The organism is Capnocytophaga sp. ARDL2, assembly GCF_041530365.1.
Lineage (GTDB): Bacteria > Bacteroidota > Bacteroidia > Flavobacteriales > Flavobacteriaceae > Flavobacterium.
Genome location: NZ_CP168034.1, coordinates 2,340,513 through 2,353,567, shown reverse-complemented (window position 1 = coordinate 2,353,567; position 13,055 = coordinate 2,340,513). Strand labels below are relative to the sequence as shown.

The following is a 13,055-nucleotide window of genomic DNA, read 5'->3' as shown; positions in this document are numbered from 1 at the left end:
GAAATGTTTTGCTAGTTAAGAAAATATATATATCTTTTGCCCATAAATCAATTAAAAAATAATTTAAGAATATGAAAAAAGTAATTTATTCGTTATTTGCGTTGACATTAGTGTCGACCAGTGCATTGACAGTTTCTTGTGGTAAAGATGATAAGCCAGTTAAAGTTGATGATACACCACAACCATCAAAACATAAATTAAAAATAGAAGTAAGTGCTACAGAAGCTCAAGTAAATACAAATGTTACAGTTACAGCTACTTTAGAAGGAGTCGATGTTACTTCATCTACAACTTTCTTGGTAAATGATGAACCAATCTCAGGAAATACATTTACATCTGCTACAGCTGGAAAAGTTACTGTAAAAGCTAAAAGAGAAGGAGCTTTGGATAGTGAATACGTAGAAGTTGAGTTTTTTGTAAATCCATTTGAAGATATTTCAGGTTCAGGTACAATTACACATGATGGTGTAACTGCAAATATTTCTAATGGACTTATTAGAATTGCTGGGTATTATCAAAATCCAGATAGTGAAACAGGTTACGAAGCATGGTGGTGGCAATTTTTCTTTGAAGGAAATAATCCTAATGAATCTAGTAATTTAGTGCTTTACACATTCGATACTGATGTTGTGATTGAAAACGCAGAAGTGAATGAACAAGGCAGAGTAATAGCTGGTAATATAACTTCGCTTACTTTCCCAGGTGAAAATCAAAATAGATTGTATTCTACTAGAGCGTTATTTATCAACGATGAAAACAAAGGAGGTCAACCTTCAAGTGGAACAGTAACATATAATACATTTGACGGTGTAGGAACGTCTATTTTGACTGTAAATACAGTAGCTAATATTACAGGTAGTGTAGATTACGTAGTTAATTACAGTGGGCAGATTCTGAATGATTTCCAAAGTTTTCAATCAAAAGGAAAAGTTACTATTAAATCTCAAGCTCAAAAGGCTAAAGAAATGAAAAATCTTGATGCTTATTTGAAATCTATTAAAAAATAATTATTATTGATATAAAAAAAAACTGCTCGAATTTTCGAGCAGTTTTTTTTTATACTTCTTGAATATATTAAAATCCATTGCTTTAGGATATTATAAAAAAGCAATGTGTTGTTTTTCTTTTAAATTCATATTAGTTTTTTTATATTGGTGGTAAATTGTCAAATGTAAAGCCTTCTTAAATAATGTTTTAACAGTAAAAAGATTTTAATATTTAAGAGTAATCTTTAATGATTTTTGTTTTTTTATTAGTTATATTCATCATTATAAACTTAAATAAAAACAAAACTCTATTTTTATTTATTTTTCGTTCATTGAGAGAAGTTTTAAAAAAAAAACTACCCAAATTTTCATTTGGATAGTTTTTTTAATAACTATTAAAAACTGATATTATGATAATGCTTCTTTAACTCTATCAGATGCCTCTTGGAATTCGATAGCCGATAAGATTGGCATACCTGATTCGTCTATGATTTGTTTTGCCAAATCTGCGTTTGTTCCTTGCAAACGAACGATGATTGGTACTTTAATGTCATCTCCCATATTTTTGTAAGCGTCAACGATACCTTGAGCAACGCGGTCGCAACGAACGATACCTCCAAAGATGTTAATCAAAATAGCTTTTACATTTGGATCTCTCAAAATGATACGGAAGGCGATTTCTACACGCTTTGCATCTGCTGTACCCCCTACATCTAGGAAATTCGCTGGTTCGAATCCAGCATATTTAATTAAGTCCATAGTAGCCATTGCCAAACCTGCTCCGTTTACCATACATCCTACAGTTCCGTCAAGATCTACATAGTTTAATCCAGCTGCTTTTGCTTCTACCTCGATTGGTCTTTCTTCAGTAATATCTCTCATTTCTGCGTAGTCTGCATGACGGTATAAAGCGTTGTCATCCAATGTTACTTTAGCGTCAACCGCGATGATTTGGTCATCAGAAGCTTTCAATACTGGGTTGATTTCAAACATAGAAGCGTCACATCCTACATAAGCGTTGTACAATTTGTCAACGAATTTTACCATTTCTTTAAACGCTTGACCTGACAATCCTAAGTTGAAAGCGATTTTTCTTGCTTGGAAACCTTGCAATCCTACGGCTGGGTCAATTTCTTCAGTAAAAATCAAGTGAGGCGTCTTTTCTGCAACCTCTTCGATATCCATACCACCTTCTGTAGAATACATAATCATATTTCTACCCGTAGCTCTGTTTAAAAGTACAGACATATAAAACTCTGAAGTTTCGTTATCACCTGGATAATATACATCCTCTGCTACCAATACTTTATGTACTTTTTTTCCAGTAGGAGGTGTTTGCGGAGTAATCAAATCCATTCCGATGATTTGTTCTGCTATTTCTTTTACTTGGTCAAGGTTTTTGGCCAATTTTACACCACCACCTTTTCCTCTACCACCTGCGTGGATTTGAGCTTTGATTACATGCCAACCGGTTCCTGTTTCTTCTGTTAATTGTTTAGCTGCATCCACTGCTTCGTCAGCTGTGTTTGCCACATGTCCTCTCTGAACGCGTACTCCGTAGCTCGAAAGTATTTGTTTTCCTTGATATTCGTGTAAATTCATTTTTATATGATATTTTTTAAACTCGACAAAGTTACTTATTTAATGGTGTATTACCTAATTTTTTACTGTGTTTTTGATTTCATTTTTATTTTTTAGTAAAGAAAGGAAATGAAATTTGATATATTGTTGTCATAGCTCATTTCAATATCTCCTTCATCTCGGTTTGTAATTTCAAGGCTTCTTCTCGAGCTTTTTCGGCAAAATCTACTCCGTTTGATGCGTAAATAATCCCTCGTGATGAGTTGATAAGTAACCCTACTTGGTCGTTTAATCCGTATTTACAAACTTCAACCAAACTTCCGCCTTGAGCTCCCACTCCTGGTACTAATAAAAACGCATTAGGAACAATTTTTCTGATTTCTGTGAAATATTCTGCTTTAGTGGCTCCTACTACATACATCAATTTTTCTGAATTTGTCCATGTAGTTGAAGTCTCTAATACTTGCTGATATACAGGTTTTTCGCCTATGTTTTGTGTTTGAAAATCAAAAGCACCTTGGTTGGAAGTCAATGCCAACAAAATCGTATGCTTGTTTTCAAAAGCCAAAAACGGCTCTACTGAATCTTTTCCCATATAGGGTGCTACCGTTACACTATCAAATGCCATATTTTTAAAAAAGGCTTTGGCATACATAGCCGAAGTGTTGCCTATATCTCCTCGTTTGGCATCGGCAATGGTGAAAATCTCTGGATAGTTTTCGTTGATGTAACGAATGGTTTTGTCCAACGATTGCCAACCTTTCAAACCGTAGGCTTCGTAAAAAGCGGTGTTGGGTTTGTACGATACGCACAAATCGTGTGTGGCATCGATGATTGCTTTGTTGAACTCAAAGATGGGGTCTTCGGTTGCTAATAAATGTTGTGGGATTTTGTTTAAATCCACATCCAATCCTATACAAAGAAAGGATTGTTTTTTTTGTATTTGCTCGTATAATTGTTGTGTTGTCATGTATTTATTTTGTATTTTTTAGCCACCGAGAGATATTAATTTTTTTGTGTTAAAAAACTATATATCTCCTATGTTTCTATGAGTTTAAAAAGTAATGTTGTAAAAAAATCAGTTACTTCACTACAATCTCTGGGTTGATTTTTAACAGCATTTCAACCAGTTTGTCGTTGTTTTCAGGTGCGATATAGATTTCGTTATATTTTTGTTTGATAATCAATCCGCCTGTTGCCAACGCAGGTTTTGTACCTACCCAACTCGTTTTATTTTTCTCTATTTCGGTGATAGATGCTATATCTATTTTTCCTTTCAAAAATGCCGATTGATAGTACAAATATTTATCATCAACAGCGTATTTTGTAGAAAAGAAAGCCCAAATAATCAAAAACAAAGGTAATATCGCTGTAAAACCTAAATAATCTTTAGGTTCGTTTTCGTCCAATAGTAACCAAACAGGGATTGTTGCTATTGCAAAAGCTAATGAGATGATTACACCAGCAAATATTCCTTTTTTTGCTTTGATGGTTTGTTTCATATTTTATTAATTAAAACACCTCAGATTCTTTCAGTTTTTCTGTATTTGCAACTAATTGCAATTCATCGATTACTTTTTGAATGTTTCCGTTCATCACACCATCCAAATCATAAATCGTTAAGCCAATTCTGTGGTCAGTCACACGCCCTTGTGGATAGTTGTAAGTACGGATTTTTGCTGAACGATCACCTGAAGATACTTGCGAATTTCTCTTTTTTGCATCTTCTTCTTGTTTTTTTGCCAATTCCATTTCGTACAAACGCGAACGTAATACTGCCAAGGCTTTGTCTTTGTTTTTGTGTTGTGATTTTTCGTCCTGACATTGAGCTACCAATCCCGTAGGGATGTGTGTCATACGCACTGCTGATTTGGTAGTGTTTACTGACTGACCTCCAGGTCCTGACGAACAGAACAAATCAATACGCACATCGTTCATGTCGATTTGTACATCAAATTCTTCCGCTTCTGGTAATACCATTACCGTAGCGGCGGATGTATGCACACGACCTTGCGTTTCGGTTTGCGGTACGCGTTGCACTCGGTGTACGCCTGCTTCAAATTTCAATGTACCGTATACATCTTCACCTGTTACCTCAAAAATGATTTCTTTGTATCCACCCGACGTCCCCTCGTTTAAATCCACCACAGAAGTACGCCAACCTTTCGATTCGCAATATTTGGTATACATACGGAATAAATCACCTGCAAAGATACTCGCTTCGTCTCCACCTGTACCTGCACGGATCTCTACCATTACATTTTTCGCATCTTCCGGGTCTTTTGGAATCAACATAAATTTGATTTCCTCTTCCAACTGTGGCAAACGCTCCTGAGCTTCTTCCAATTGTATTTTTGCCATTTCTACCATCTCGGCATCGCTACCATCGGCTAAAATTTCTTTAGCTTCGTCGATGTTTCCAACGGTATTGATATATTCTTCGCGTTTTTCTACCAACGCTTTTAGGTCTTTATATTCTTTGTTGAGCTGTACATAACGTTTTTGGTCGGCAATAATATCTGGTTGGATAATCAAATCCGAAATTTCGTCAAAACGCTGTTTTACAAACTGTAATCTTTCTAACATCATAACTGATACTGTTCTAAAATTTGTCTGCAAAAGTACGAATTTTTTACACTGATTGTTACTAATTTCAGTTTAAATTTTTCTCTTTTTTTAGATGGGAAAAATAATGTCAAACTTTCGGTCAACAACAAATCTTTTATTTGAAAATCTTTTGATCTTTTAAAAATCATTTTGTTTTGCTGATTAATTTCTAAAAAAAAATATGGAACTTTGCATTTGATCATAAAAGTAAAACAATGGAATTAATAAAAGCGTTAAATTGGCGTTATGCAACGAAAAAAATGAATGGAACGAGTGTTGCAGACGAAAAAATTAATCAAATCATAGAGGTGGCTCATTTGGCTCCGTCTTCTTCGGGTTTACAACCGTACGAAATTTTTGTCATTAGTAACCCTGAAATCAAAAAACAAATTCAACCGATAGCTTACAATCAACCGCAAATTGTAGAATGTTCGCATTTGTTGGTATTTGCTTCATGGGATCAATATACTGACGAGCGTATCGATCATATTTTTAATCATATGAATAAGGAGCGAAATTTACCAAATTCTGAAACGGAAGCTTATGTGAAAGGATTGAAAGAAACATTGTTTGCTTTGACTAAAGAGCAACAGGCGGCTCATGCAGGAAAGCAATCGTACATCAGCTTTGGATTGGCAATAGCTCAATGTGCTTTGTTGGGGGTAGATGCTACTCCGATGGAAGGTTTTGTAAATGAGGATTTGGATAAATTTTTAAAATTGGACGAAAGAGGATTGAAATCTCAAACGATGCTTGCTATTGGTCATAGAGCCGAAGGAGGAGATTGGTTGGTTGGCTTGAAAAAAGTTCGTCAACCTAAAGAAAAGTTTTTGCATATCATAGAATAAGTGATGTATTTACAACAAAAACCAAGACAATTGTCTTGGTTTTTTATTTTATCTTACGTAATAGTAAAAGTACGAACAAGTTGCTCTCAAATCTTGATAGGTATGGGTATGAGCATACTTTTTGAGTTGGGCAAAATATTTTTTGTAATTTGCTCTTTTGTGTTTGAGTAATTTGTTTTCGTATTCATTGATTTTTCTCGTCCAATCTTTGCTATCATATTGTTCGTTAAACGTTTGATTAGCTTCCCATTGATAGTATGTTCCTTGTTCGGCACTTGCCATTTGAAACAATATTCTAGCTTTTTGCTCATCGTCTTTTGCGTGATTCAATGCTTTTTGATAATAGCTGATGATTTGGTCAAAATCTTCTTGCGGAATCGAAAGCCAACTATCATAGTACAAAAACATATTTTTGGCAACATGGTCAGGATTTACAAAATTGAATTTCCCTCCATTTCTATTGTTTATATCATTGACAAACAGGTGTCTGTAATATCCCAAAATAGAGGTATTGTACATCATATTTGCCAATAACTGATTGGCATTGGCTGCTTCGACTCCTTTTCCTTGACCAATTTTTTGCAACTGCAAGGCAGCCTCGACCAATTCCAACTTGTTCATATAGGGTTTGATAAACGGAAAGCTAAACGGTTCTTTTCTCATGGTAAAGGTGTCCACACTTTCGTAGCTGACAAATTTATTGTAACCAAAAACTAAAGAAGGTATTCCGCTAAAACCATTGTATTCGTTTTGTTTGTATTCTCTTGGTTTGGAGATGTATTCATCTTTTTCTGGAATATAAACAGCATCTGCGTATTTCAGACCTTTGAAATTTTTTACTTTTTCAAAATGCTGTTTAGCCTGAGCAAAATTTCCTTTTTTCATTTCTAAATTTCCAAAAATCAATTCAAAAAAGGATTCCGCATCTTTCAAATCTTCAATATTTTTACTAATGATGTGTTTTTCAAAATTATTTTTTTCTTTTTTATCATAAAAAGCTTTTACCGATTTTACCAAATCCAAATCGAGGTATTCGCCCAAAGCCGAAAGTTTGTTGGTCATCAAAAACGATTTTCCATACTCTTTTTGCAAAAAGTAGCGATTGGCAATGATGTCCCTTACAAAACTATTGGTTTTGTTATCAGGCAAATAATGAGGTGGTTCGCTCACAGAAATAAATTTAGACCTGTATTTTGCATACATTTTTTCTTCAAAAACTGGATCAATCACAGGTTGCGAAACGATATCAATCAAGATGTTGAGTGATTCTATTTGAGCCAAATATTCCTCATTGTCTGTAGTGATGGTTGCTAATAACGATTCACTTTTTTTATAATCTTTCAGCAAAAAATGCAAATAAGCATCTACCATCTTCCAATAGGCATCTGACGATTGTTTTTTGATTTTTACTACGGTTTGATGTAGGTCTTTCAAATAATTGTAATCTTCTGCATAGTAATCGTAAAAATTGTTAGTAGCCAACGGTAATCGCAATGGATTGGCGTACAAAGCTGTGTTGTCTGTGTTTGAATTTGTTACATAATAACTCTGATTGTATGTTGCAAAACGGTAGGTAATAGGTAGATAGGAACGTTCTAAACCATTGACAGCACGGGCTATCATAACTTTCAATAATTCGGAATTTGGGTCAATATTGTAGATGTTTTCTATCTGACCCATTGGATTTGAGAAACTATCATATCCTAGAAGGAAATGAGCAAATGCTTTTTCTTCTTTGGTTTTAGCGTTTTTCACAAGGGTAAAAAATCGTGTGTCTTCTTTTAGCTTAAACGAAAGAAAAATTTGTTCTCTCAAACTGGGCAAATTTATAAACGCTTGTAAAAACGCCTGATTTGCATCGTCATATCTTTTCAATCCATTCAATGCACCACCGTACTGATCGACTGCCATATAGTAGATAGCCGAATCGTTTTCTAATGGTTTTACATACAGGTTAAATGCGGCAACTGCCTCTTTGTACATTTTCTTGTAGTGAAACAAACGTACAATTTGGTAGGCATATCTTAGTTTTATTTCTTTGTTTTTTACCTCAGACAAATTTTTTTCAAGGGTATTGAGCGTTTTGTTAAAATTGATATTTTTTATACTTTTTTCTTTTTTGTAGTAAGAAGAAAAATACCAATTTTGTCCCTCTTCGTGAGGAAGAATATTCATAAAAGGTTCGATTTTTTTAGCAATGATAAGGTATTCTATAGCTTCTTTGTTGGAATAATAGTTGCCCAATTTTTTTAGTAAATTTTCAGTGGAAAAACCATTTCTATAGTCAATCAATTTTTCAACAGGCATTTTGAAAATCAAGTGTAAAGTCTCATTATAAGTCAATTTTCCATTGAAAAATTGCTGCCATTGCAAAATGTTTTCATTTTGAACAGTATTATTTTCCTCACCATAAAATCTACTTTCATAGGTCAATAAAAAAGGAGTCAACGATTTGTCTTTGATGAGATCTTGTGTGAAAAGATTGAAATAATCGCCATCCATGTCGTAATAGGCACATGCGTTGGATACTGTGTAATTAAATAGTATCAATCCTATACTGAAAACTATTTTTTTCATATTGAAATGTGGTTATATTCTGATAAAATTACAAAGAAAAATCATACAAAACCAAAAAAACTGCCCAATCGGACAGTTTTTATTATATTTATTGAATACTTGGGATTTCTATTACTTCGTTGGTTTCTGCATCGTAATCTATGTTGTCGAAATTGAATCCAAACAAGTTGAAGAAATCATCTCTGTAACCTTTGATGTCTGAAATTTCTTCCAAGTTTTCTGTAGTTGCTTCGTTCCACAATTTAGAAACTTCGGCTTGTACATCGTCACGCATTTCCCAATCGTCGATGCGGATTCTTCCTTGTTCATCAACAGGTACTTGACCGTCTGTTGTGTACAATCTTTCGTTGAACAAGCGGTACATTTGCTCGATAGTTCCTTCGTGAATGTTTTTGTCTTTCATCACTTTGTACAACAACGAAATGTACAACGGTACTACTGGAATTGCCGAACTCGACTGAGTAACTAAGGCTTTGTTTACAGAAACATAAGCTTTACCGTTGATGTTTGATAAAATTTGGTCAATGGTAGTTGCAGTAGCCTCTAAATCGTTTTTCGCCTGACCGATGGTACCGTTTCTATAAATAGGGAAAGTCAATTCTGGCCCAATGTACGAATACGCTACTGTCTGAACGTTTGGAGCCAAAACACCTGCTTTGTGCAAGTCTTCCATCCAGAATTTCCAATCTTCACCACCCATTACAGCGATGGTATTGTCGATGTCTTCTTGAGACTCGATAGGAGCGATCGAAATGTCTGAAACTACACCTGAGTGAAAATCAACTGTTTTGTTGGTAAATGGTTGTCCGATAGGTTTTAAAACCGAAGAATATGCTACACCTGTTTTTGGATGCGTACGACGAGGAGACGCTAAACTATATACTACTAAATCTATTTGACCTAAATCTTTTTTTATCAAATCGATGGTTTGCTGTTTTACTTCGTCAGAAAACGCATCTCCGTTGATAGATTTTGCATACAGACCAGCTGCTTGAGCTTCTTTTTCAAAAGCCGCACTGTTGTACCATCCTGCAGTACCTGGTTTTCCTGGAGCTGTAGGTTTTTCAAAAAACACACCAATCGTTGCAGCACCTGCACCAAAAGCCGCAGTGATACGAGAAGAAATACCAAAACCTGTAGAAGCACCAATAACCAATACTTTTTTAGGCCCTTGGAATGTTCCTTGTTTTTTTACATAGTCTATTTGATTTTTAATGTTTTGAGCCGTTCCATCTGGGTGTGAAGTTAGGCATATAAATCCGCGAGTTCGTGGTTTGATAATCATATTTTCGAATGTTTTTATTGGCAAATGTAATGATTTTCTCTGTGAAATTAAAATATATTCATATTCCTGTATTTTTAGCACAAAAAAACAGACAAACGAAAAAGTTTGCCTGTTTTATAGTGTTGTGATGTACTACTTACTAAATGTTACATCATCATGTCTTCATCAGAGAATGACTCATTAGGATTTTGCGTTCTGCGTCTTTGTCTTTGGTCTTGTTTCTTTTGGTTGAAACGATAAGTAAACGACAAGTTGATGGTACGCTCTCTCCATTGCATTTCAGAGTATCCTTTTGCCAAATCCATATTGGTTTCGAGCATACGCTTACGAGAGTTGAACAAGTCCGAAACATTCAATGACAAGGATGCTTTGTCTTTGATTATATCTTTTGCAAATGCTAAATTTACATCAAATGTACTCAATGTACGCCCTTGAGCGGTTTTTTCTCCTGCTCTAAACGAACCATTGGTTTGCCATTCGATACCGTAAGGCAATGTTACACGGTTGTTTAATCGTGCAGTCATTGTAAAGGTGTCTACATCAAAGTTTTGTGTTACTAGGTTTCCCGTACTTTCTTCTTTGAATGTATAGTCTCCTCTGCGAGACAACAGATACATATTTATATTACCATTGATTCTCCACCATCTATAAGGAGTATAATTTACATTGATTTCCAAACCTGGTCGGTATTCTGTAGCCAAGTTGATAGGATTTGCGTAGGTAATTGGGATACCTTCTTCGTTTACTCCGTCAACTGTACGAACTACCGTATAGGCATTGGTTGTATAGTTTAAATATGCCGTGGTGTTTATTGTAAAATAATTCCACTTTTTCATATAACTCAATTCAAACGCATTAGTAAACGCAGGATCGAGGTTTGGATTTCCTTTAAAGAAATTGATCGAACTCGAATAACTTGAAATTGGGTTGATGAAAAATCCTCTTGGTCTGCGGATACGACGGCTGTAATTAAACGATACAGTTTCGTTTTGAGCTAATTCGTAATTTACAAAAACACTTGGGAATAAATTTGAATATATTTTTACATTAAAATCATTGGTTGCTCTTTGGTTGATATCGATTCTCGAATCTTCGTATCTCAAACCGAGCATATAGTTCCATTTTCCAAATTTATTTCCATATTGGGTATAAACCGCTTGAATGTTTTCGATGTATTCCAAATTACTTTTGTAAATATCTCTATCTACAAAAACGCCACCTTGCAAAGACAATACATTGAACGAAGATTTCAGATTGTTGAAATTCCCCATATATCCAACCTCAAATCTACCTGTTCCGATAGGCAATACATAATCGGCTTTGATTTGATTGCGAGCCTCATCATTAGTAGAGTAGGTTTTGTCGTTGAAATGGATAACCGCTGTATTTCTGTCAGAAGTACCGATATCAGCATCTCCATTTGAATCGTTTTTAGAAATATTTGCCGAAACTGATAATTCGTGTCCTTTTTGTTTGAATTTGTACAAAAACTCAGTTGTATAATCAAAAGATTTTCTATCGCCTAATTCTGTCGAATTTCTCACATTCGAATAGTTCAACGAGCGGTCTGCGTACAAATTGTCATAATCCACTTTTCGAGTATTGTCTCCCATACCTTGTCTGAAATCAATGTTGTTGCTCCAGTTCAATTGAGGTGTAAGGTCAACGTCAAATCCAATATTTCCGTTAAAACCTTTGTGTCGATTGGTGTTTTTTCCGTATTCGTTTACAAATTTGGTTGTCGTACCATTGTTGTCGAAATATTCCAATTCGTTTAATGAATTTCCAAACGATTTGTTGTCTCTATAACCTAAATTTGAATAGATATTATATCCCTTTCCTTTGTAGTTTATATTGGCAGAACCACCGTATCCCCAAGGGTCGCTCACTGTAAGCGTAGTACTGCCGTTAAAACCAGTATTGCTCCCTTTTTTCAATTTGATGTTGATGATACCGCTCCCCCCCTCGGCTTCATAACGAGCAGATGGGTTGGTGATTACTTCTACTTGGTCGATGGCATCAGCCGAAAGCATTTTCAGAGCATCCGAAATACTTGCAGCCATTCCCATAGGACGACCGTCGATGAGTACACGTACAGATTCATTACCTCTCAAGCTCACATTTCCGTCGGAGTCCACTTCTACCGAAGGAATATTGTCCAATACATCACCAGCATTTCCCCCGCGTACAACAAGGTCGTTTCCTACATTATACACTTTTTTGTCCAAGTAAATTTCTACAGGAGAACGTTCTACATTAATTACAATGTTTTCTAATTCTTCCGCATTTACTTTTAGACGAATAGCCCCTAAATCGGTGTTGCTACTAATTTCTCTGTTTTTAATCTCATGAGTAGTATAACCAAAAAAATCAATGCGAATGTTGTACACACCTCTTTTTACCGGAATGTTGAAAGTACCTTTTCCGTCAGTTAGCTCACCATAAGTTACGCTCGGATCGTTTGCATCAAAAAACGACACGGTAGCATACTCTACAGGTAGATTGGTATTGGCATCAATGATTGTGCCTCGTACCTTTACCTCGTTGGTTTGAGCAAAAGATTGCGATGTAGCCAACAAAGTAACTACGCTAAAAAGTGATTGTTTAAAATTCATTGTAGTTATTTTAGTTTTTATTTTACTGCAAAAATAATTGTAATAGTAAGATGAATGAGTTAATAAAAGAAAAAAGAACTAAGTAGATACGTTAAAACAATTGTAAAAAACGCTGTTTTTCAAGTAATTGATTCTAAATAAAGTGAAAAATACATTAAATTTCTATAAAACACGTAAGAATATCAATTTTTCTTTGTAAATTCGTCAAAAAAATAAAAGAAATGAAAACAACTGAAATTTTAATTAGCATAATAGACAGAATTCAAACGGTTTACGAATGGTTTTTGAAAATGTTTGGTCATTTGGTAGAAATGATAAAACGTGTAAAAGAAATTGTGTTGGATTTTATCGATTTTGTAAAAGATTTGATGTACGGAAAAGAAGATGTTCAATCTTATTTGAAAAATTATAACGAAAGCGAACATTTTTTTATTTAAAAAATACTGTTTCGATATACAATAAAATAAAGTTTACCTCATTGAATAGTTTGCTGTTTAATGAGGTTATTTTTTTAGAGTTTTTTGATTTATTAAAAAAAGGCTGTTTGAAAACGATT

General features: G+C 34.6%; 10 protein-coding genes. 3 read left to right on the top strand and 7 right to left on the bottom strand.

All coding sequences use genetic code 11. From position 1 onward, the window contains the following. Positions 1 to 101: 101 nt before the first annotated feature. Positions 102 to 1,007, top strand: a complete 906-nt coding sequence (locus AB4865_RS11905) for a hypothetical protein (RefSeq protein ID WP_372473515.1) — start codon at positions 102 to 104, stop codon at positions 1,005 to 1,007. A 387-nt stretch (positions 1,008 to 1,394) separates the two neighbouring features. Here AB4865_RS11905 and sucC read toward each other — a convergent pair whose 3' ends face one another. From sucC to prfA, 4 genes are all read right to left on the bottom strand, one after another. Further along, complete coding sequence (gene sucC / locus AB4865_RS11900; RefSeq protein WP_372473514.1) at positions 1,395 to 2,588, bottom strand: ADP-forming succinate--CoA ligase subunit beta; 1,194 nt, start codon at positions 2,586 to 2,588, stop codon at positions 1,395 to 1,397. A 136-nt stretch (positions 2,589 to 2,724) separates the two neighbouring features. After that, positions 2,725 to 3,537: an orotidine-5'-phosphate decarboxylase gene (gene pyrF / locus AB4865_RS11895; RefSeq protein ID WP_372473513.1), complete on the bottom strand. Its 813-nt coding sequence runs from the start codon at positions 3,535 to 3,537 to the stop codon at positions 2,725 to 2,727. A 112-nt stretch (positions 3,538 to 3,649) separates the two neighbouring features. Then, on the bottom strand, positions 3,650 to 4,069 hold the full coding sequence (locus tag AB4865_RS11890) for a PH domain-containing protein (RefSeq protein WP_372473512.1): 420 nt from the start codon (positions 4,067 to 4,069) through the stop codon (positions 3,650 to 3,652). 10 nt (positions 4,070 to 4,079) lie between these two features. Then, a complete protein-coding gene (gene prfA / locus AB4865_RS11885) occupies positions 4,080 to 5,153 on the bottom strand; it encodes a peptide chain release factor 1 (protein WP_372474914.1) in 1,074 nt (357 codons plus the stop codon). Positions 5,154 to 5,389: 236 nt separating this feature from the next. Here prfA and AB4865_RS11880 point away from each other — a divergent pair, with 236 nt between their 5' ends. Next, positions 5,390 to 6,022 (top strand): nitroreductase family protein, encoded by a 633-nt coding sequence (locus tag AB4865_RS11880; RefSeq protein ID WP_372473511.1) that lies wholly within the window; start codon positions 5,390 to 5,392, stop codon positions 6,020 to 6,022. A 48-nt stretch (positions 6,023 to 6,070) separates the two neighbouring features. Here the strand turns inward: AB4865_RS11880 and AB4865_RS11875 are convergent, their stop codons facing one another. The 3 genes from AB4865_RS11875 to AB4865_RS11865 form a co-directional block, all read right to left on the bottom strand. Then, positions 6,071 to 8,599 (bottom strand): hypothetical protein, encoded by a 2,529-nt coding sequence (locus AB4865_RS11875; protein ID WP_372473510.1) that lies wholly within the window; start codon positions 8,597 to 8,599, stop codon positions 6,071 to 6,073. An 88-nt stretch (positions 8,600 to 8,687) separates the two neighbouring features. Further along, positions 8,688 to 9,884, bottom strand: coding sequence for an enoyl-ACP reductase FabV (fabV, locus tag AB4865_RS11870; protein WP_372473509.1), 1,197 nt, complete (start codon positions 9,882 to 9,884; stop codon positions 8,688 to 8,690). A gap of 146 nt (positions 9,885 to 10,030) precedes the next feature. Then, positions 10,031 to 12,499 (bottom strand): TonB-dependent receptor domain-containing protein, encoded by a 2,469-nt coding sequence (locus AB4865_RS11865; RefSeq protein ID WP_372473508.1) that lies wholly within the window; start codon positions 12,497 to 12,499, stop codon positions 10,031 to 10,033. Positions 12,500 to 12,720: 221 nt separating this feature from the next. On the opposite strand from AB4865_RS11865, the gene AB4865_RS11860 reads away from it, so the two are divergent. Further along, positions 12,721 to 12,936 carry a hypothetical protein gene (locus AB4865_RS11860; protein WP_372473506.1) on the top strand — a complete coding sequence of 72 codons (216 nt, stop codon included), beginning with the start codon at positions 12,721 to 12,723 and terminating at the stop codon, positions 12,934 to 12,936. The last annotated feature ends 119 nt before the right edge of the window (positions 12,937 to 13,055 follow it).